We start from the raw sequence: 20,633 nt of genomic DNA on the forward strand, positions 1-20,633 counted from the left end.
GAGACACTCCCGGAGTGGCCCCTGACCCCACCCACGAACGTGCACCGCCAGGGGCGCGGGGAACTGCGCGACCAGCCACGACGGGACCCGCGGACGGCAGCGCGCAGCGCGGGTCAGCCCGGATGCCGAACACACCACCGGCCGGTGGACGGCCGACAAGCCCCGGGTGCAACCCGTGTTCAGGAGAGGTGCGTCACCTCGATGTGGCCGTCGGCGTAATCGCGGCGGATGACCTTCTTGTCGAACTTGCCGACGCTCGTCTTGGGGACGGTGGCGACGACGGCCCAGCGTTCGGGGACCTGCCAGTGGGCGACGCGGGCCTCGAGGAAGTCCCGGAGGGCCGCGTAGTCGGTGGTGGCGCCCTCGCGGAGGACGACGGTGGCGAGCGGGCGCTCGCCCCAGCGTTCGTCGGGGACGGCGACGACCGCGGCCTCGGCGATGTCGGGGTGGGCCATCAGGTGGTTCTCGAGGTCGACGGAGGAGATCCACTCACCGCCGGACTTGATGACGTCCTTGGCGCGGTCGGTGAGGGTGAGGTAACCGTCCTCGGAGATGACGCCGACGTCGCCGGTGCGCAGCCAGCCGTCGGGGCTGAACTTGTCCTCGGGGCGCAGCGGTTCCTCGCCCGCGCCGCCGTAGTAGGCGGCGGCGATCCAGGGGCCGCGCACCTCGAGTTCGCCGGCGGACGCGCCGTCCCACGGCATGACCGATCCGTCGGGGCCGATCAGCCGGGCCTCTACGGAGGCGGGGAAGCGGCCCTGGGTGATGCGGTACGCCCACTCCTCCTCGGGGGTGACGCCGGCCGGCGGCTGGGCGATGGTGCCGAGCGGGGACGTCTCGGTCATGCCCCAGGCGTGGCACAGTCGCACGCCCAGCTGCTCGTCGAACGCCTTCATCAGGGACGGCGGGCACGCCGAGCCGCCGATGGTGACCTGCTGGAGGGAGGTGACGTCGCGGGGCTTGGCGACGAGTTCGGCGAGCAGGCCCTGCCAGATGGTGGGGACGGCGGCGGCGTGGGTGGGCCGTTCGCTCTCGATCATCTCGGCGAGCGGGGCGGCCTGCAGGAAGCGGTCGGGCATCAGCAGGTTGATGCCGGCCATGAACGCGGCGTGCGGGATGCCCCACGCGTTGACGTGGAACATCGGGACGACCGGCAGGGACGTGTCGTGGGAGGTCAGGCCCATCGACTCGGCGGTGGTGACCTGCAGGGAGTGCAGGTAGACCGAGCGGTGGGAGTAGACGACGCCCTTGGGGTCGCCGGTGGTGCCCGAGGTGTAGCACATGGCCGCGGCCTCGCGTTCGTCCAGCTCGGGCCAGTCGTAGTGGGTGGGGCGGCCGGCGAGCAGGTCCTCGTAGGCGTGCACGCGGGGGCGGCGGGCTGTGCCGTCGGCGGCGCCGGTGTCCAGCAGGGACAGGTCGCCGGGGCCGACGACGACGACGTCCTCGACGGGGTCGAGCTGCGGCAGCAGGGGCGCGAGGAGGGGCAGCAGGCTGCCGTTGACGAGGATGACGCGGTCGGCGGCGTGGTTGACGATGAAGGTGAGCTGGTCGGCGGGCAGCCGCAGGTTGAGGGTGTGGAGGACCGCGCCCATCGACGGGATGGCGAGGTACGCCTCGAGGTGCTCGGCGTTGTTCCACATCAGGGTGGCCACGCGGTCGCCGCGGCCGACGCCGAGGGTGTCGCGCAGCGCGTGGGCGAGCTGGACGGCGCGGTCGCCGATCTCGCGGAAGGTGCGGCGCTGGGGTGCGCCGTCGCCGGTCCAGGTGGTGACCGTGGACCTGCCGTGCACCAGGGATCCGTGCGCGAGGATACGGGTCACGGTCAGGGGGACATCCTGCATGGTGCTGAGCACGCGGGCCTCCGGCGACGTCGGCGGGTGGGTTGCCCGCGATTCTGCTGGCATACCGCGTGGTATGTCACTACCTCCCGCCCAATTCGTCCCGTCTCGATCAGGTGTCGCGGGCCCTGGAGGGGTCAGGCGACGCTCAGTTCGAGCTCCGGGTCCTCGCGGAGCTTGCCCAGGGCGCGGGAGACCGCGCTCTTGACGGTGCCGACGGAGACGCCGAGGCGCTCGGCGGTCTGCACCTCGCTCATGTCCTCGTAGTAGCGCAGCACCACCATGGCCCGCTGGCGCGGGGGAAGACGGGATATGGCGCGCAGCAGGGCGTCGCGCTGGGCCTGCTGCTCCACCGGGTCGGGCTGGCCGGTGACCGGCAGCTCGGGCAGCTCGTCGGTGGTGAACTCGTCGACCTTGCGCTTGCGCCACTGCGAGGTGCGGGTGTTGACCAGGGTCCGGCGGACGTAGCCGTCGACGGCGCGGTGGTCGTCGATCCGGTCCCAGGCCAGGTAGGTCTTGGTCAGGGCCGTCTGCAGCAGGTCCTCGGCGTCGGCGGGGTTGGGGGTCAGGGCGCGGGCGGTGCGCAGCAGCGTCGGACCCTTGGTGCGGACGTAGGCCGTGAACTGCGAGGAGTCGGCGCTGGTGCACACAGGCGTGGTCATGGCTCCACGCTAGGAGCTGGCCCGGTGCCGCGGATCGGCCGCAAGTGCCGAAGCGGGATCACCCTCAGGTCGTAGGCCGGGGGTCCTCCCCACCACCCGAGGGGGGATCCAGAGGTGTACGTCCCTGAGGGGATCCACCTGAGGGAGCACTCGGGGCCGCCACAGCCGCCCCCGGAGCCCCGGCGTCCCCGGGGGCCTCGGCCTCCCGGGGACGCGCGTCAGGGTCGGGCCGGCGGCGTCTCAGCCGACGACGGCGACCGGCGCGTCGATCAGGTTGCGGTCCACGGTGAGGCGGCGGCCGCCGTGGGTCTCGGTGACGCTGCCCTGGTACTGGTGGATGCGGGCGTGCGGGGTCCAGGCCGCGTCCGAGACGGCCGGGTCGGACGCCAGGTCGGGCGCGACGCCCCAGCGGCCGTACCAGAGCACGTCCGGCAGGTCGGTGTAGCCGGCGGCGCGGGCCTGGTCCATGTGCCGCACGCCGGAGTCGGCGCTGCTGTAGAAGCCGGCGACGTACCCGGCGGCGTGCACCTGCCGGTCCCAGGCCCGGACGTAGGACAGGGTGGTCGCCTTGCAGGCCGAGTTGCCGAGGTCGTACGTCTCCATGTCCAGGTAGAGCGGGCTGCCGGGCTGGATCCCGAGCGCCTGCGCGGCGCCGACCGCGTCCTCGGCCTCGCTCGTGCCCTGCGAGGCCGGCCGCGAACTGTCGATGCTGAACGGGCCCTTGGCGCCGTTCCCGACACAGGGGGCCTGCGAGCCGACGTAGACGGGCAGCAGGTTCCAGCCGTCGGCGGTGGTCTGCCTGACCCAGTCCGGGGTCAGGTTGCGCTGGGAGCTGCAGGCGCGGGCGCGGCCGCCGAAGTAGACGCCGACGGCCCGGTAGGCGGAGTGGGCGCGCCAGGCGTCCATGGTGGCCAGGCCGGGGGCCTGGCAGGTGTCGAAGCCCTCGCCCCGGAAGAGGCGGGTACCGGTGATCCGGTGGTGGCCCCGGCCGCCCCGGTGCGCCACGGCCGCCGGCGCCTGCTGGGCCGCGCGGGCCGCCGGCCGGGCGGGCGGGGGGCCGGCGGGGGCGGCGGCCGACGGGGTGCCCAGGACGGGCGAGAGCAGACCGGTCAGCGTGAGCGCCCCGGCGAGCAAAGAGCGGACAAAAGTGATCTTTTCGGTCATTTTCCGAGTCAACGATGCCAACCCCCACCGGCCGCGCCGACACGCCGCCGCTGCTCCGTCAGGACCTCGGTCCCAGAAGTTTTCCACAGGCTGTGGACGACAGATGGGCGCCAGGCTCCTGGACCGCCGCGGCCCCCGCCCGCACCGCCCAGCCGACCGCGTCGGGCAGCGCGTCGCCCTCGGCCAGCCGCCAGGCCAGCGCGCCGGTGAACGCGTCGCCCGCGCCGGTGGTGTCGACCGCCTCCACCGCGGGCGCCGGCACGAGCACGGCGACCCCGTCGGGCCCGACCACCACGGCGCCCGCGGCGCCGAGCGTCACCACCGCGGACCGCACCCCGAGCCGCAGCAGGTCCTCCGGGCGCGCCTCGCCCGCTTCCCCCCGACCGAGCAGCACCGCCATCTCGTGCTCGTTGACCACCAGCGGGTCGGCGCGGCCCAGCACGTCGGCCGCCTCCTCCGCGCCCGCCAGCGCCTCCGCAGGCGACGCGTTGAGCACGAACCGGGGCGCGGCCAGAGCCGCGGCCCGCACCGCCGCCAGCGGCACCTCGCACTGCGCGGACACCACCCGCACCCGGGGGCCGACGGCTTCCGCCGCCTCCCGCGCGGTCAGCCGGGCGTTGGCGCCCGGCGCCACCACGATGGTGTTCTCGCCGCCCTCCGCGACCGTGACGAGGGCGACGCCGGTGGGCACGCCCTCCGCCACCGACAGCGCCGCGGTGTCCACCCCCGCATCCCGCAGCACCGCCGCCAGGCGCTCGCCGTGGGCGTCGTCGCCGACCTTCCCGCAGAACCCGACCCGTGCGCCGAGCCGGCCGGCCGCCACCGCCTGGTTGGCGCCCTTGCCGCCCGGGTGGACCACGAGGTCCGCGGCGCCGAGCACCGTCTCCCCCGGCCCCGGGTGCCGGGCCACCCGCACCACCAGATCCGCGTTGGCCGAACCGACCACCAGCAACGTCATCGGGCTCCTCGTCCTCCGCGCACCCCCGTCTCCCTTCATCCTCCCTTCATCCTCCCGCGATCGGCGACGCGCGGCGGCACCCCAGTGCCGCCGCGCGCCTTCCCCTTGGTTCTCCGACGGCGCGTCAGCGGGACCGCGTCACCGGAGTCGTGTCACCACAGTCGGGTGAAGTGGATGTTGACGTTGTCCTGGCGGATCGCGGTGAAACCGGAGCCCACCACGCTGGCCGTGTTGTTCTGGTTCGAGGCGCCGGCTCCGGTGGCCGCCTGCTGAGTCGTCGTCACGTTCCCGAAGTTGCCGCCCCCGACGTTGCCGCCGGAGTTGCTCACCACCGTCGCGTTCGAGTGACCACCCGCGAAAGCGCCGTCGTCGGCCACTGCGCTGCCGGCGAACAGCACCGCCGCGACGGGCAGTGCCGCGACAGCGGCGAGGACTCGGACGGTACGGATGCTTGCCATGGTGTTCCCTCCCAGGGACAGACCTGCGGTGCGCGGGGGACGGCCGGCCGACCGTCCCGCCGCTTTGCTTCGGCGTCGCCACAGCCAGAACTGCCCACGTCACAGCCCCGGAACGCGCCCACATGATCCTTTTCGCCCGCAGGCGTGACGATCTGTCGATAAACCAGCGAAGTGACGCGTGTTGGGGCACTTCGCGCGCCCGGGCGCCGCCCGGGCGCGGCCGTCCGGCGCGCTCCGTCGCAGGTCGGCGCCCCGTCCCCCGCTCACCCCCGCACTCCGCCCGCCGTAATCCAACCCACCGCATATACCTGCGGGATACCGCGAACTTCCCTGGGGCGCCTGTACAGGTGCGAGGCGGGCCCGGCATACTCTGTCGCTCCGGCCCACAACAGCCGGTCCACCACTTTCCGGCATCGAGACGCCTCGCAGGCGACCGGGCCAGCCCACGCATCCCGCGCCACGCCGCGGAGTTCGTCGAGTTCCGGTTCGTCCGCCTGTACCTGGCTGCCCGACCAGCATTCAGGAGCACACCCCACGTGCGTGCAATCACCAGACGAGCCACCGGCGTTGCTGTCGCCCTGGGCTCCATCACCGCTGCGATATCCCTCGCCGGCATAGGCACCGCCCAGGCCCACGACGGCCACCACGGCAGCCAGGGCTGCGGCAGGGTCGGCATCGAGCACTCCGTCGACGGCGGCCAGACCTGGACCACGAACGGCCGCATGGACGGGGACCCGCAGCCGGCCACCGTCCAGGTCCGGCTGACCGGAATCGCCGACGACAGCAAGTGCAGCTACACCGTGTCGCTGGCCTCCTACAGCGCCGAGGGCCCGACCTGGGAGACCTCCGGCGCCCAGCAGTTCCTCGGCTGGGACACCACCACGCTGAACGCCGGCAACAAGGAGGCCACGCTCAGCGTCAAGGACACGGCCCCGCCGTGCTTCGGTCAGATCGACCTGTACGGCAACGGCACGAAGTACGACGGCTCCTCGGACCAGGCCGCGCTGCCGCACTACCCGAACTCCGCGACGCCGACCAACCTGATCACGGCCTGGAACGGCGGCCACAAGTGCGACGAGCAGACGACGCCGCCCGCGTCGCCGACCACGGACACCCCGTCGCCCAGCGACTCCCCGACCACGGACAGCCCGTCGCCCAGCGACTCGCCGACCACGGACAGCCCGTCGCCCAGCAGCTCGCCGACCACCACCGCGCCGGCCGTGGGTGACACCTCCTCGCCGTCGCCGTCGGCCTCCGCGACCGGCAGCACCACCGCCCCGACCGGCACCCCGTCCGTGCCGCCCTCCTCCGGCAACCTCGCCGAGACCGGTGGCAACGGCACGCAGACGGTGGCCTTCGCGGCCGGCGGCGCGGCCCTGCTGGTCGCCGGCGGCGCGGCGGTGTACTTCACCCGCCGCCGCAAGTCGGCCGGCCACAGCCACTGATGTCGCTGCGCTGAGCTCGAACCAGGCATCCCGCGCCTGGGGATTACGACAACGGCCGCTTCCCGCATCCTGCGGGGAGCGGCCGTTGTCGTTGCCTCGCCCACACCGCGTAACTGACCGCGGCGCCGATCGGGCGGGGCGTGGCCGCCGATCGCGCCTATGTGCGGGCGGCGTGGACTACGAGCCCGAGCCGCGGGACGTCCCCCGTGACGGGGACGCGCTCAAGTGCGGCGCACGGCCGGCGCGGGACGTCGTGCCGGACCGGTGGGGCCGTGAGGGCCCGGCCGGCGGTGTCCCGGCCGGCGAGGGCCCCTGGGCGCGTGGGGTCAGGCCTTCTCGCTGCGGACCGGGAGCTTCCAGCCCGGCCGCGGGAAGTGGCAGGTGTACCCGTCGGGGTACGTCTGCAGGTAGTCCTGGTGCTCGGGCTCGGCCTCCCAGAACGGGCCGAGCGGCGCCACCTCGGTGACGACCTTGCCCGGCCACAGGCCGGACGCGTCGACGTCCGCGATGGTGTCCAGGGCGACCTTCTTCTGCTCCTCGTCGGCGTAGTAGATCGCCGAGCGGTAGCTGAGGCCGATGTCGTTGCCCTGGCGGTTGCGGGTGCTCGGGTCGTGGATCTGGAAGAAGTACTCCAGGATCGTGCGGTAGTCCGTCACGTCCGGGTCGAAGGTGATCTCGATCGACTCGGCGTGGGTGCCGTGGTTGCGGTACGTGGCGTTGGGCACGTCGCCGCCGGAGTAGCCCACACGCGTATCGGTCACCCCGGGCTGCTTCCGGATCAGCTCCTGCATCCCCCAGAAGCACCCGCCGGCCAGGACGGCCTTCTGCGTGGCCATGTCACTCCTCCATGTCGGTGGTGGTAGGTCCGATCGGTACGGATCGCCCGTTGTGCGGAACCTTCGGGCGGTCGGCAAAATTCCCCACCGGGGCAGTAGGGTCCGAGCTAGGGGGAGATCCACACGACAGCCCCTGGTTCCACGTGACAGCACCGAGATCAGGAGGACGGGTTGGCATCCTCGCTCTTTCCCCCGCCCGAGTCCGCACCCGTGACGGAGTCCGCGCGGGCGTCCGCGCCCGCCTCCGCGCCGGACCCGGAGCCGCAGCAGGTCCTGGCGCCGCTGTCGGCCGCCGCGGTCTTCCTCGTGGTGACCGTCGAGCAGGCCGGTGAGCAGGCGGTACGCGACCTGCTGGGCGACCTGCCGGGGCTCGTGCGGGCCTTCGGCTTCAGCGCGCCCGACGCGGCGCTGAGCTGCGTCACCGGCGTCGGCTCCGACGCCTGGGACCGGCTCTTCGACGCCCCGCGCCCGGCGGAGCTGCACCCCTTCCGGCCGGTCGACGGCCCCCGTCACCACGCTCCGGCCACCCCCGGTGACGTGCTGTTCCACGTGCGGGCGGCCCGCTCGGACCTGTGCTTCGCGCTCGCCGCCGAGATCATGCGGCGGCTGCGCGGCGCGGTGGCGCTCCAGGACGAGGTGCAGGGCTTCAAGTACCTGGACGTCCGCGACCTGCTCGGCTTCGTCGACGGCACCGAGAACCCGGTGGGCGGCGAGGCCAGGGACGCCGTCCTGATCGGCGCCGAGGACCCGGAGCACGCCGGCGGCAGCTACGTGCTGGTGCAGAAGTACCTCCACGACCTCGACGCCTGGAACACCCTCCCGGTGGAGGCGCAGGAACGGATCATCGGCCGCACCAAGGCCACGAACGTCGAACTGGACGCCCCCGGCTCGCACGTCGACCTGAACACCGTGGTCGGTGCCGACGGCGAGGAGCGGCAGATCCTGCGGGACAACATGCCGTTCGGCAGCCCGGGGCGCGGCGAGTTCGGCACGTACTACATCGCGTACTCGCGCACGCCCGAGGTCACCGAGCTGATGCTGCGGCGGATGTTCGTGGGCGTGCCGCCGACCGGGCACGACCGCATCCTGGACTTCTCGACCGCCGTCACCGGCACCCTCTTCTACGTCCCTCCCGCCGGGTTCCTCGACGACCTGCCGCCGCTCCCGGCGGCGGCCGGCCGTGTCCCGGCACCCGCGGGTCCCGGCCCGCAGCCGCAGCTCCCCGATCTCCCGGACGGTCCGCGCGGTGAGGATTCCGGCAGCGCCGCCGGCCCCACCGGCCCGTCCGACGGCAGTCTCGGCATCGGCAACCTGAACCCGGCGTCCTGAACCCGCCACACCTGAACAGGAGCACGCTCCCGTGAACAACCTGCACCGCGATCTCGCGCCCATCTCCGCCGCCGCCTGGGACGACCTGGAGGCCGAGGCGCGGCGCACCTTCCGCCGCAACATCGCGGCCCGCCGCATGGTCGACGTCCCCGACGCCGCCGGCCCGGAGTTCGCCGCGGTGGCCACCGGCCACCTCTCGCCGGTCGCCGCGCCGGCCGACGGCGTGACCGCGCACCTGCGGCAGACCCAGCCCGTCGTGCAGCTGCGCGTCCCGTTCACCGTCGACCGCGAGCAGGTCGACAACGTGGAGCGGGGCGCCAAGGACGCGGACTGGCAGCCGGTCAAGGACGCCGCCCGCAAGCTCGCCTTCGCCGAGGACCGCGCGGTCTTCGAGGGCTACCCGGCGGCCGGGATCACCGGCATCAGGGCCGCCGCGTCCAATCCGGAGCTGACGCTGCCGGCCGACGTGCGGGCCTACCCCGACGTGATCAGCCAGGCCATCACCGAACTGCGGCTGGCCGGCGTCGACGGCAAGTACAGCCTGGCGCTGAGCGCCGACGCGTACACCGCGGTCAGCGAGACGTCCGACCAGGGCTACCCGATCCACGCCCACCTGGCGCGGCTGGTGGACGGCGACATCGTGTGGGCGCCGGCGATCGACGGCGCGTTCCTGCTGGCCTCGCGGGGCGGCGACTTCGAGCTGGTCGTCGGGCAGGACGTGTCGATCGGCTACCTGAGCCACACCGCCACCGCCGTCGAGCTGTACTTCCAGGAGACCTTCACGTTCCTGGTCCACACCTCGGAGGCGGTCGTCGCCCTCCAGCCGGCCCCGGGCGCGTGACGGCCGCTCCCGGCGCGTGAACGCGGCCCGCGGCGCGTGACAGCGGCCCGCGGTGGCACGATGCGCCGCCGCGGGCCTCTCACGTTTCCGCCGCCGCGCGCGTCTACCTGATGCGGGCGCCGGCGGAACCGGGCCGTGCGCCGCGGGAGGAGGACACCAGGATGCGTACGCACACCGTCATCGGCTCCCCGCTGGGCGATCTGGCCGTCGTCGCCGAGGACGGGGCGGTGACCGGGCTGTACTACACGCAGCGGCACAGGGGACGACCACCGCAGGAAGAGTTCGGGGAGCGGGACGACAGCTGCTTCCTGGCCGTCAGGCAGCAGCTCAAGGAGTACTTCGCGGGCGGGCGGCGGGTCTTCGAACTGCCACTGGACGCACGCGGGGACGACTTCCAGCGGCAGGTGTGGCAGCTGGTCGCCGCGATCCCCTACGGCCGCACCCGCAGCTACGGCGACCTGGCGACGGACCTCGGCGACCGGTCGCTCGCCCAGGCGGTGGGCGCGGCGGTCGGCGCCAACCCGCTGTGCCTGCTGGTCGCCTGCCACCGGGTGGTCGGCGCCGACGGCCGGCTGACCGGCTACGCGGGCGGCCTGGACCGCAAGCGGTTCCTGCTGGAGCTCGAGGAGCCACCGCAGCAGCGCGCCGCCCGGCTGTTCTGAGGGGCGGCACCGGCGGCATGCGCACGGCGGCGGACCCGACGACGGACCCGAGGACAGGCACGCCCACGGAGAGGCTCACCGGCACGGGCACGGACACGCGTACGGACAGGGGCAGGGACACGGACACCAGCAGCGGCAGGGCCATCGCGGCCACCGGCGGCGCGCGGCGCGGCACGGCGGCCGGGCGCAGCGGCGACGGGCCGCGCAAGCCGCCGTTCGAGCAGGTGGTGGCCGAGCACGGACCGATGGTGCTGCGGGTCGTCCGGGCCGTGCTCGGCCCGGACGACGCGGAGGACGCCTGGTCGGAGACGTTCCTGGCGGCGCTGCGCGCCTACCCCGAGCTGCCGGCGGACACGAACGTCGAGGCGTGGCTGGTGACGGTCGCCCACCGCAAGGCGATCGACGTGACCCGTGCCAACGCCCGCCGTCCCGCGCCGGTCGGCGCGGTGCCGGACCGTCCCGCGCGCACCGGCCGGCCCGACGACTTCGACCCCGACCTGTGGCAGGCGCTGGCCGCGCTGCCGGACCGCCAGCGGCAGGCGGTGGCGTACCACTACCTGGCGGGCCTGCCCTACCGGGAGATCGCCGCGCTCGCCGGCGGCAGCACGGACGCCGCGCGCAGGGCGGCGGCCGACGGCATGAGGACCCTGCGGCGCACCTACCCGACGTCCACGGAGGAACCATGATCACCCACGATCCCGACGTCCCGAGGCTGCTGGCGGCGCTGAGCGCGTCCGGCGGCGCCGCGGACGCGGCGGTGGCCGCCCGGCTGCACGCCAGGCTGGTCGCGGACGCCGCGCGCGAGAGCGTCCTCGACGTCGCCTACCGCACCGTCGACACCCCGGCGGGCCCGCTGCTGCTGGCCGCCACCGAGCGGGGCCTGGTGACGGTCGCCTACGCGGTGCAGGACCACGCGGCGGTGCTGCAGGGCCTGGCCGACCGGATCAGCCCGCGCGTGCTGCACGCGCCGGGCCGGCTGGACGAGGCCGCCCGCCAGGTCGACGACTACTTCGCGGGGCGCCGCAAGGACTTCGACCTCGCGCTGGACCTCCGCCTGTCGAAGGGGTTCCGCCGCGAGGTGCTGGCCCACCTGCCGCACATCGCGTACGGGAGCACGGAGAGCTACGCGCAGGTCGCGTCGGCCGCGGGCAGTCCCCGCGCGGTGCGGGCCGTCGGCACGGCGTGCGCGACCAACCCGCTGCCGGTCGTGGTGCCGTGCCACCGGGTGGTGCGTTCGGACGGCACGCGCGGGCAGTACGTCGGCGGCGCCGCGGTCAAGGACCTGCTGCTCGGCCTGGAGGCGGCGGCCTGACGCGTCCGGACGCCGCCGGACCGGGCCGGGGACCGGCCCCCGTGGGGCCCCACCGGGGATCCGGCCCGCTGCCGCCCGGCGCGCCCGGGGGCTCAGCCGGCGTCCGGCCGCCCTTCCGCTCCGCGGCCGCCGCCCGGGTCCGTCCCCGGCTCCGCCTCCGGTTCCGGCTCCGCCAGCGGCGGCGGGGCGAGTTCGCGGGCCAGCAGCGTGGCACCCGCCACGGCGCCCGGCATCAGCACGACCGCGACGAACGGGACGAGGAACGCCAGCACGAGCGGGACGCCGAAGCCCAGCGCGAGCGGGAGGCGGCGGCGCAGCAGGCGGATGCGCTCCAGGATCGGCACGTCACGCCGCTGGAAGGCCACCCCGGACAGTTCCAGGGTGAGGAAGTAGCCGGAGACGCAGAAGCCGGCGACCGGCACGACCGTCTGGCCGACGAACGGCACGAACCCGGCGGCGAACAGCACGATCCCGAACGCCGCGACGCGCACCAGCACGCGCAGGCTGTCGACCGCGGAGATCCACAACTCCCGCCACAGCGACCGGTCCGGCGGCTCGGGCGCGCCGCCCTCGGCACGGTCCACCCGCTCGGCCAGCGTCTCGTAGAAGGGCTGGCCGACGAGCAGGGTGACGGCGGTGAACGAGATCAGGGCGAGCAGCAGCCCGCCGCCGAAGAGCAGGGCCGTCAGCAGGCCGCGGAACAGGCCGGGCCACGGCGACGTCCAGTGGTCGGCGAACGGCGTCGCCCAGTCGACGAAGTCCGCGCCCCACAGGGCGAGGACGGCCAGTGCCGCGGCGTAGCCGACCAGGGTCAGCAGGGCGGGGACCATCCCGAACCGCCAGTCGCGGCCGTGGCGTACGGCCCAGCGCTGCCCGTCGGCCAACAGCCGCACTCCGTGGATGAGATCGCGCATGGCCGGATCGTACGGGTTGCCGTCCACTCCGGCCCCGCTCTGGTCCAGACCTATTGACGCGTTCTGCGGCCCCTCCTACGGTCGGGTGCTGCGCGAAGGTCTCCACTTCACCAAGAGCCGGGCTGTCAAGCCCCCCCACATCAGCTCATGCCCGTGGCACGCGGCACGAAGGGAGCACAGCATGTTCCGTCGGAGGTTGCGCACGTTACGAACGGCCGGTGCCGCACTGGCACTTGCCGCGCTCGTCCAGATCCCGGCCGCCGCGGCGGCGACCCACACGGCCGCGGCCGACACCTGCGCGACGAAGCCCCGGCCGTCCGGCAAGGTCCTCCAGGGCTACTGGGAGAACTGGGACGGCGCCGCCAACGGCGTGCATCCCGGCCTCGGTTGGATCCCCGTCACGGACGGCCGGATCGCCGCCCACGGCTACAACGTCCTCAACGCGGCGTTCCCGGTGATCCTTTCGGACGGCACCGTCGAATGGCAGGACGGCATGGACACCGGCGTCAAGGTGCCGACGCCCGCCGAGATGTGCCAGGCCAAGGCGGCCGGCGCGACCATCCTGATGTCCATCGGCGGTGCGGCCGCCGGCATCGACCTCAGCTCCAGCGCCGTCGCGGACCGGTTCGTCGCGACGATCGTGCCGATCCTCAAGCAGTACGACTTCGACGGGATCGACATCGACATCGAGACCGGTCTGGTCGGCAGCGGCAGCATCGGCACCCTGTCCACCTCGCAGGCCAACCTGGAACGCATCATCGACGGCGTGCTCTCCCAGATGCCCGCCGGCTTCGGCCTGACGATGGCCCCGGAGACCGCGTACGTCACCGGTGGCAGCATCGCCTACGGCTCGATCTGGGGTGCGTACCTGCCGATCGTGAAGAAGTACGCGGACAACGGCCGTCTGTGGTGGCTGAACATGCAGTACTACAACGGCAGCATGTACGGCTGCTCCGGCGACTCCTACGAGGCGGGCACGGTCGCCGGGTTCACCGCCCAGACCACCTGCCTGAACACGGGGCTCGTCGTGCAGGGCACGACGATCAGGGTGCCGTACGACAAGCAGGTGCCGGGACTCCCGGCCCAACCGGGCGCGGGAGGCGGCTACATGACGCCGTCGCTGGTCTCCCAGTCCTGGCACGCCTTCGGCGGGAGCCTCAAGGGCCTGATGACCTGGTCCCTGAACTGGGACGGCTCCAAGGGCTGGACGTTCGGCGACAACGTGAAGTCCCTGCAGGGCCGTTGACCCGCGGGTGACGCACCGGTGCCCCGGCCCGTCGAAGGGCCGGGGCACCGGTGCGTTCCTGGTCGTGCCGTGTTCCCGTGCTACATCAGGGCGTTGTAGGTGTTCCAGCCGGCGCCGACCTTCGTCCGGGCGGCGAACGGCGCGGACGCGCTGCCCGTCCCCTTGTACAGCCACAACGCACCCGACGCGTCCCGCGCGACCAGGTCCGCCCGGCCGTCACCGGTCACGTCACCGGTCCCGGCCATCAGCGTGTACGCGTTCCAGCCCGCGCCGACCTTCACCCGCGCGGCGAACGGCGCGGACGCGCTGCCCGTCCCCTTGTACAGCCACAACACACCTGACGCGTCCCGCGCCAGCAGGTCCGCCCGGCCGTCACCGGTCACGTCGCCGGTCCCGACCATCTGGTCGTACGCGTTCCAGCCCGCGCCGACCTTCACCCGCGCCGTGAACGGCGCGGACACGCTGCCCGTCCCCTTGTACAGCCACAACACACCCGACGCGTCCCGCGCCAGCAGGTCCGCCCGGCCGTCACCCGTCACATCGCGTACGCCGACCAGGCGGTCGTAGGCGTTCCAGCCGCTGCCGACCTTGACGCGGGCCTTGAGCGGCGGGTTGTGCGTCCCCGCGCCCTGGTAGTACCAGAGGACGCCGGAGGAGTCGCGGGCGACCACGTCGCCGCTGCCGTCGGCCCGCAGGCCGCCGAGCGTGGTGAGCGCGCTGTAGCCCTGCCAGCCACCGCCCACCTTCTGGCGCGCGGCGTAGGGCGCCGACGCGGACCCGTTGGCCGCGTACTGCCACAGGGTGCCGGTGGTGTCCCGGCCGAACAGGGCGGCCCGCGCGGGCGCCGCGCCCGACAGGGTGACCGTGCCGGTGGTGGTGGACGCGGGGCCGGTGCCGTCCGCGGGGGTGGCCCTGAACTGCCAGACGTAGCGGCCGACCGGCAGCAGCGCGCCCGTCGCCGACCTGGCGTCCCACGTCACGCGCGCCGTGCCGCGGGCCGCGCCGCCGCTCCAGCTGCGCACGACCGCGCCGGTCGCCTCGTCGGTGAGCGACACCTGCCAGGACGCGGCCGGCTTCGACAGCCACCACTGCGCGTCCCAGCGGGCCGCGCCGCCCTGAGCCGCGAACGCCGCCGGCACGGACCGGTCCGGCACGGTCAGCGGGGACACGTGCGCGGTGTCGGGCACGGCCCTGGCCACGTGGACCACGTCGTTCGTGTCCACGTACGCGACCTGGCCGGAGTGGCGGTCGACGGTCCAGGTGACGCCCCTGGCATCGGCGGAGCCCGCGGACTTCACGCCCTTGTAGGTGGCGACCCGATGGTTGGTGCCGTCGTAGAGCTCGTCGACCTGGAGGTCGGAGCCGGCGGCCGGGTTGTCGTTGTAGGCGATGAAGTGGTCGCCCAGCATCACGCCGGTCGCCGGGGCCCGGTACGTCCGCCCGTCACCGAGGTCCACCACCCCCGCGGTGCTGTCGACGCACTTCCAGTACATCAGCGCGCCGTTGGTGCTCAGCTCCGACGGGACGCACCCGCTGGCGAGGTCGACCGTGCGCACGGTTCCGGTCCGCAGGTCGGTGCCGGTCACCACGCCGGGGGGAGCCGACGGCGTCCACAAGGTGGCGTAGTCCAGCGCGGCGGCCCGTGGGGACTGCTGCAGCACCACCTTGTTCCGGGCGATGTCCACCACGTACTGCGAGCCGCCGGAGCCGGCCCGGTACAGCACGAACTGCGGCGAGACGTCGAGGATGCGGCCGCCCGAGGCGGGCAGCACGACCGGGGTGGCGTCGTCCGCCGTCACCAGCGCGTCGTGGCCGGTGGCCTGGTCGGTGACCAGGCGGGCCAGGCCCTCGTCGCCGCCGTCGGCCCACCGGCCGGCACCGGTGGTGCCCTGCGCCGGCAGGTCCGCGCCGGCCACCGGGGACAGGCCCGTGCCGACGTCCTTCCCCACCAGACTCAGCGTCCCGCGCAGGGAGTTGGCGAACCTCGCGGTACCGCGGTCCAGGCTCACCCCCTGGACCGAGCCGTAGTACGTCACCGGCGGCAGGACGCGCAGCTCCATGTCGGAGACCAGCCCGGAGCCGTCGACGCTCAGGTGGTAGACCGTCCGCGTGCCGTCCGCGGCCTGGCTGAGCACGTCGAGCGCGCCCTTGGGCTCCTGCACCGCCTGCGTGACGTCCGCGAACACGACGCGCACGGTCTCCCGGCCGAGGATCGGAATGAGGTGCAGCGGGCCGTGATCGCCCTCGTACCAGAGGATGTTGTCGCCGGCCTGGAAGGTGTGGACGTCGTCGGTGGCGGAGGCCGGTGTCGCCTCCCGGACGCCCGCGGCGGTCGTCGCGCCGACGCTGCCGGGAGCGAGGTAGCGCACCCCAGGCGTGCCCTGCCGCGAGAACCAGGTGATCCAGGCGCCGGTCATCGAGAAGCCGCTCGCGTCGCTCTCCGCGGGCAGCGCCACGACCGTGTTCTGGACCAGGTTCACGAGGCCGTAGGCCCGGTGGCCGTCCTGCTGGTAGCCGACGACGACGTCCACGCCGGTGGCCGCGAGGATCACGGGGTCCGCATCACCGGTCGCACCCGGGGGCAGCGGCACGACCACGTCGGAGTCGGTGCCGCCGCTGACCGGCCGCACGATCCGGTACTGGTACGTGCCGTCGTCGAGCTTCTGCGAGACGAGCACGGCGTGGCGTTCGACGTGCGGGTGGAGATAGCCGTCCGGGAGGGTGAGGCGGTCCTCGCTCCCGTCGGTGACGTTCACCCAGACGATCTGGGTGGGGCCGTCGGCATCGGTGGTGTACACGACCTCGTCGGCGTCCGCGCCCTGGGTGAAGATCGCGTCGCGCGGCACCCCGTCGAGCGCGGCCACGTGCGTGACCTGCCCGTTCGCGGTGGAGATCCACGCGTACCCGGCGGTGCCGTCCTCCTGCTCCAGGACCCCGTCCTGTCCCGAGGCGACGATCGAGACGTCCCTCGGCACGATGGCGTCGGGCGCCGGTATCCGCACGTCCTGCGCGGTCACGGCGGAGGCCGTGCCCGCCTGCGCCACCACGGCCCCCAGACCGAGCGTCAGCGCGCACAGCGCCGTGACCCCCGCGGCACAGGCACGCGCCTGCACTGCTCGCTTCATTCTGTTGTCCTCCCCACACACGGCATGCCCTGCGTGAGGAGTCGTCCTCGACTCACGCGGCCAGCCCCCCAAGCGGCGGATCGGATCGAGATCACGCCGCAGGCGGACGGTACCAGGGGAGCCGGCCGGAATCCCAGCGTCTTGCGCTCGCCGGACGATTGACGGCTCACCGCGGGCGCCGGCGGTGCCGCGGACAGGCGCACGGCCGAGGCGTGCCGGTGGCGGTGCCAGTGGCGGTGGCGGTGGCGGGGCAGGGGGCCGTGCGCGTGGTCGCGCGGCCTCCGTACCGCCGCGTGCACCGCTCCGACCTGCGGAAGTGTGCCCGCCCGCCTAGGCTGCGCTGAAGGGGGAGCCCGCACGCGGAAGGCACCGCCATGCCCCCAGTCGCGCAGTTCACGCTCACCTTCGGCCTGGTCGCGATCCCCGTCCGCCTGCTCGCCGCGACCAGCAGCCACAAGATCGGCTTCCGGCAGATCCACCTGCCGGACCAGGGCCGGGTCCGCTACACCAAGGTCTGCGAGATCGACGAGCACCCGCTGATGCCGGAGGACATCGTCCGGGCGTACGAGGTCGGCAAGGACCAGCTGGTGCCGATCACCGACGACGAGCTGGACAACCTGCCGCTGCCGACCGCGAAGACCATCGAGGTCAGCGGGTTCCTCGACCTGGCCGCGATCCCCGGCGAGATGTACGACAAGCCGTACTTCCTCGCGCCGCAGAACGCCGCCGCCAACAAGCCGTACGTCCTGATGCGGGAGGCGCTGGCCCGCTCCGGCAAGGCCGCCGTCGGGAAGTACGCGCTGCGCGGCTCGGAGAACCTCGGCATGATCCACGCCCAGGGCGACGTGCTCGTCCTGCAGCGGCTGCGCTGGCCCGACGAGGTGCGGTCCGCCGACGACGCCGCGCCCGCGCACGACATCGCCATCAGCGACGAGGAGCTGGCCGGTGCCCTCAGCCTGATCGACGCGCTCGGCGACGTCGACATGCAGCAGATGCACGACGAGTACGCGCGCGCCGTGCAGCAGTTGATCGAGGCGAAGATGGCCCACGAGGCCCCGCCGAAGGTCCGCCAGCCCGAGGCGGAGGAGGCCGGCGTCACCGACCTGATGACCGCCCTGCAGCGCGCGACCGAGCAGGCCCGCGCCGACCGCGGCGAGGACGCGGAGGTCCACCGCATGGCCGGCCGCGGTCCGGCGAAGAAGGCGGCGAGGAAGGCTCCCGCGAAGAAGGCCGCGGCCAAGAAGGGCGTGGCGAAGAAGACCGCCGCCAAGAAGACGGCGTCCGCGAAGAAGACGGGCGGCGGGAGCGGTCGCCGCGCGGGCTGAGGCCGCGCGGCACCGTCCCCGGCCGGCTCGGGCCCCGGGCCACCGGGGCCCGCTCCCGCCGGCGGGCGACGCGCGCCGGAGGTCCGGCGCACGAACACCCGGCGGCCTCGCGGCCAACGACCGCCGGGTGGCGGCCGGTTCGGGAAGTCCCCGTCGCCCCACGGGAGTTCGTCCTCCGATGCGGCCCGCCCGCCGTGGCCGAGGCCGTCGAGCGCGTGCGGCTCGGACGCTCGCCCTGGGCGCTGGACAACGCGACGTTCGTCGCCCACCTGGGCACCGGCCTCGACGTCGCCCGGCTGCTCAGCGGCCTCGACCAGCCGGTCCGACCCGCCGCGGCACGGCGGCCGACCGGGGCCGGCGCTCCGCGCCCGGCTCAGTCCGTGTCGAACCAGGAGCCGCCCGCGGACCAGTGGCGGACCCAGCCGGCGAAGCCGGACTCCGCGGTGGTGAAGCCGAACTGCGCGCCGAAGGGACCGGCGCCCTCACCCGTGATCAGCCAGATGTGCCCGCGGTGCGGGCCGGTGACCACGAGGTGCCAGTACATGCCGCAGCCGTCGTGCCCCAGGACCACCGTGCCGTGGTGGAAGACCCGCTCGATGCGCGCGTCGAGAGCGGCGGACGGGACCGGCTCCTCCGCGTCCCAGAACCACGGGCCGGTCAGCGGGAACGGCTCCCCCAGGACGCGTGCGCGGCGGTCGCCGCCCCAGCCGGCCGGCGTCCCGCCCAGGGGGACGAGCCCGTAGTGCGGCGGTCCGGCGGGTGAGCCGTCGGCGATCTCCGCGACACACGTCCGGTACGGCTCGGGCAGGACGACGCCGTGCCGCGCCTCGAAGGCGTGCACGCCCGGCCACCCGAGCGCCGGGCGCCGACCGTCAGGACCGGCGGCGCCGAAGGCCGTGCGGAGAAGGGCCAGCTCTCCGGGGTCCGCGTGTTCCGTGTCCATGAACCATGGCTACCACCCCCCTGTGACAGCCGGATGTCGGCGCTCGCCCCCTGCCCGGCCGCGGGCCGCCGCCTGGGCCCGCCACCCGGGCCCGCGACCCGGGCCCGCCACCCGGGCCCGCCACCCGCGGAAAGGCGGCGACCTGCGTCCGGCACCACAATGGCTGGAGGTGCGGTCACGGGCGACGCCGGGAGGTCGGCATGCGGTACGGACTCAGCGACGGGCGCCGGCACGGCGTGCGGGGCGGTGACGCGCGGTGAACGCGATGAACCCGACGAACCCAGCCGACGCGGGGACCGCGGGCGCGGCCGGGCCGCTGGCCGGGCAGACCGTCGTCATCGTCGGCGGCAGCGCGGGCATCGGGCTGGAGACCGCGCGGCAGGTGCGGGCGGCCGGCGGCGACGTGATGCTCGTGGCGCGGAACGCCGAGCGCCTGGAACGCGCCGCGAAGGACGTGGGCACGACGAATACGGCCGTGTTCGACGCGTCGGACCCGGTCCGCCTGGAGCAGTTCGTCCGCGACCTGCCCGGGCGGGTCGACCACCTGATGGTCACGGCGGGCCAGCCGAAGTACACGGCCTTCGACGACCTGGACCTGAACGACGCGGCGACCGCGTTCGGCGGTCGCGTCGCCATGATGCTGGGCGTGGCCCGCGCGGGACGCGACAAGCTCAGGCCCGGCGGCACCCTGCTCTTCATCGGCGGCACCGGAGGCCGCCGCCCCGCGCTCGGCATGGCCCAGATCGGTGCCGTCACCGCCGCGCTGCCCGCACTGACCGCCAACCTGGCCCTGGAGATCGCGCCGGTCCGGATCAACCTCATCGCCCCCGGCTTCGTCGACACCCCGCTGTCGGCGACCCTCCTCGGCGACCGGCTCGACGCCCGCCGCCGGCAGCTGCGCGAAACGCTCCCGATCCGCCGCGTGGTCGGCCCGGAGGACGTCGCCGCCATGGGCGTGCACCTCATGCTCAACACCGCCCTCACCGGCGCCACGTACGACGTCGACGGCGGCCAGCAGTTCACCGCCGGGTGACGGGACGGCGCCCGGGCCGCGGGGCGTGACGCGCGCCGTCCGGAACGCTTCGCCGCGACGCCCGCGACGCTCACGTCGTCGCGGGGCCCGGATCAGGCGTCGAGCGGGAAGCGGTAGACGGTCGACTGCCGGGCCTCGAAGCCGAGGCGTTCGTAGAGGCGGTTGGCCGCCGCGCGGTCCGGGCGGGAGGTGAGGTCGGCCGTCCTGGCGCCCGCCTCGCGGGCGATCCGCAGGGCCTCCCGGGTGAGCAGGCCCGCGACGCCGTGGCCTCGCGCGGAGGCGTCGACGACCACGTCCTCGATGCGGGCCCGCAGCCCGGACGGCAGGGGCAGCAGCACCAGGGTCAGGGTGCCGACGATCGCCTCGGGCGTGCGGGCGACGAGCACCGTCATGGCGTCGCACGTCACGATGCGGTCGAGGGCCGCGTGGTCCAGCGGCTTGGCCGTGGCGGACAACTGCGGCAGCAACCGGCCGAAGGCGTCGACGAGTTCCCCGGTCACTTCCCTGACGGTCTCCACGCGCACGTCCATGCCCGGAGCCTA

The 20,633-nt window shown here is 74.1% G+C and carries 19 protein-coding genes; 9 read left to right on the plus strand and 10 right to left on the minus strand.

Annotated elements, in window-relative coordinates:
* Positions 1-179: 179 nt before the first annotated feature.
* The 5 genes from BMW99_RS27490 to BMW99_RS27510 all read right to left on the minus strand — a co-directional run bounded on the left by BMW99_RS27490 (position 180) and on the right by BMW99_RS27510 (position 5,080).
* Positions 180-1,853 (minus strand): long-chain fatty acid--CoA ligase, encoded by a 1,674-nt coding sequence (locus tag BMW99_RS27490; protein WP_069467468.1) that lies wholly within the window; start codon positions 1,851-1,853, stop codon positions 180-182.
* A gap of 122 nt (positions 1,854-1,975) precedes the next feature.
* A complete protein-coding gene (locus BMW99_RS27495; protein WP_069467469.1) occupies positions 1,976-2,500 on the minus strand; it encodes a SigE family RNA polymerase sigma factor in 525 nt (174 codons plus the stop codon).
* A 240-nt stretch (positions 2,501-2,740) separates the two neighbouring features.
* Positions 2,741-3,664: a DUF1906 domain-containing protein gene (locus BMW99_RS27500; protein WP_075017740.1), complete on the minus strand. Its 924-nt coding sequence runs from the start codon at positions 3,662-3,664 to the stop codon at positions 2,741-2,743.
* 58 nt (positions 3,665-3,722) lie between these two features.
* A complete protein-coding gene (locus BMW99_RS27505) occupies positions 3,723-4,622 on the minus strand; it encodes a ribokinase (RefSeq protein WP_177226114.1) in 900 nt (299 codons plus the stop codon).
* Between the two features lie 152 nt (positions 4,623-4,774).
* On the minus strand, positions 4,775-5,080 hold the full coding sequence (locus BMW99_RS27510) for a hypothetical protein (protein ID WP_075017742.1): 306 nt from the start codon (positions 5,078-5,080) through the stop codon (positions 4,775-4,777).
* A gap of 536 nt (positions 5,081-5,616) precedes the next feature.
* On the opposite strand from BMW99_RS27510, the gene BMW99_RS27515 reads away from it, so the two are divergent.
* Entirely contained in the window at positions 5,617-6,525 is a 909-nt protein-coding gene (locus tag BMW99_RS27515; RefSeq protein WP_075017743.1) for an LAETG motif-containing sortase-dependent surface protein, read from the plus strand.
* 326 nt (positions 6,526-6,851) lie between these two features.
* Here BMW99_RS27515 and msrA read toward each other — a convergent pair whose 3' ends face one another.
* Positions 6,852-7,361: a peptide-methionine (S)-S-oxide reductase MsrA gene (gene msrA, locus BMW99_RS27520; RefSeq protein WP_069462314.1), complete on the minus strand. Its 510-nt coding sequence runs from the start codon at positions 7,359-7,361 to the stop codon at positions 6,852-6,854.
* 210 nt (positions 7,362-7,571) lie between these two features.
* Between msrA and BMW99_RS27525 the strand changes: the two genes are divergently transcribed.
* The 5 genes from BMW99_RS27525 (at position 7,572) to BMW99_RS27545 (ending at position 11,505) form a co-directional block, all read left to right on the plus strand.
* Entirely contained in the window at positions 7,572-8,690 is a 1,119-nt protein-coding gene (locus BMW99_RS27525; protein WP_075017744.1) for a Dyp-type peroxidase, read from the plus strand.
* 31 nt (positions 8,691-8,721) lie between these two features.
* The gene (locus BMW99_RS27530) at positions 8,722-9,531 is read left to right on the plus strand and encodes a family 1 encapsulin nanocompartment shell protein (RefSeq protein ID WP_069464437.1); all 810 of its coding nucleotides are present in this window, start codon (positions 8,722-8,724) and stop codon (positions 9,529-9,531) included.
* Positions 9,532-9,692: 161 nt separating this feature from the next.
* Positions 9,693-10,193: a methylated-DNA--[protein]-cysteine S-methyltransferase gene (locus tag BMW99_RS27535; protein ID WP_069464436.1), complete on the plus strand. Its 501-nt coding sequence runs from the start codon at positions 9,693-9,695 to the stop codon at positions 10,191-10,193.
* Positions 10,194-10,210: 17 nt separating this feature from the next.
* Positions 10,211-10,879, plus strand: a complete 669-nt coding sequence (locus tag BMW99_RS27540; protein ID WP_218108429.1) for an RNA polymerase sigma factor — start codon at positions 10,211-10,213, stop codon at positions 10,877-10,879.
* The gene (locus tag BMW99_RS27545; RefSeq protein WP_075017745.1) at positions 10,876-11,505 is read left to right on the plus strand and encodes a methylated-DNA--[protein]-cysteine S-methyltransferase; all 630 of its coding nucleotides are present in this window, start codon (positions 10,876-10,878) and stop codon (positions 11,503-11,505) included. The genes BMW99_RS27540 and BMW99_RS27545 overlap by 4 nt, the downstream gene beginning before the upstream one ends.
* A 92-nt stretch (positions 11,506-11,597) precedes the next feature.
* Here BMW99_RS27545 and BMW99_RS27550 read toward each other — a convergent pair whose 3' ends face one another.
* Positions 11,598-12,419, minus strand: coding sequence for an EI24 domain-containing protein (locus BMW99_RS27550; protein ID WP_075017760.1), 822 nt, complete (start codon positions 12,417-12,419; stop codon positions 11,598-11,600).
* Positions 12,420-12,600: 181 nt separating this feature from the next.
* On the opposite strand from BMW99_RS27550, the gene BMW99_RS27555 reads away from it, so the two are divergent.
* Positions 12,601-13,665: a chitinase gene (locus BMW99_RS27555; RefSeq protein WP_069465690.1), complete on the plus strand. Its 1,065-nt coding sequence runs from the start codon at positions 12,601-12,603 to the stop codon at positions 13,663-13,665.
* Positions 13,666-13,745: 80 nt separating this feature from the next.
* On the opposite strand, the gene BMW99_RS41810 is transcribed toward BMW99_RS27555, so the two are convergent.
* Positions 13,746-16,790, minus strand: a complete 3,045-nt coding sequence (locus BMW99_RS41810; RefSeq protein WP_245791646.1) for an FG-GAP-like repeat-containing protein — start codon at positions 16,788-16,790, stop codon at positions 13,746-13,748.
* 374 nt (positions 16,791-17,164) lie between these two features.
* Here BMW99_RS41810 and ku point away from each other — a divergent pair, with 374 nt between their 5' ends.
* On the plus strand, positions 17,165-18,115 hold the full coding sequence (gene ku, locus BMW99_RS27565) for a non-homologous end joining protein Ku (RefSeq protein WP_075017747.1): 951 nt from the start codon (positions 17,165-17,167) through the stop codon (positions 18,113-18,115).
* Positions 18,116-18,488: 373 nt separating this feature from the next.
* Here ku and BMW99_RS27570 read toward each other — a convergent pair whose 3' ends face one another.
* Positions 18,489-19,058 carry an SMI1/KNR4 family protein gene (locus tag BMW99_RS27570; RefSeq protein ID WP_069466066.1) on the minus strand — a complete coding sequence of 190 codons (570 nt, stop codon included), beginning with the start codon at positions 19,056-19,058 and terminating at the stop codon, positions 18,489-18,491.
* A gap of 265 nt (positions 19,059-19,323) precedes the next feature.
* Here BMW99_RS27570 and BMW99_RS27575 point away from each other — a divergent pair, with 265 nt between their 5' ends.
* Complete coding sequence (locus tag BMW99_RS27575) at positions 19,324-20,091, plus strand: SDR family oxidoreductase (RefSeq protein ID WP_069467357.1); 768 nt, start codon at positions 19,324-19,326, stop codon at positions 20,089-20,091.
* 92 nt (positions 20,092-20,183) lie between these two features.
* Here BMW99_RS27575 and BMW99_RS27580 read toward each other — a convergent pair whose 3' ends face one another.
* The gene (locus BMW99_RS27580) at positions 20,184-20,621 is read right to left on the minus strand and encodes a GNAT family N-acetyltransferase (RefSeq protein ID WP_075017748.1); all 438 of its coding nucleotides are present in this window, start codon (positions 20,619-20,621) and stop codon (positions 20,184-20,186) included.
* Positions 20,622-20,633: the final 12 nt, after the last annotated feature.

The organism is Actinacidiphila rubida, from assembly GCF_900110255.1.
Taxonomy (GTDB): domain Bacteria; phylum Actinomycetota; class Actinomycetes; order Streptomycetales; family Streptomycetaceae; genus Actinacidiphila; species Actinacidiphila rubida.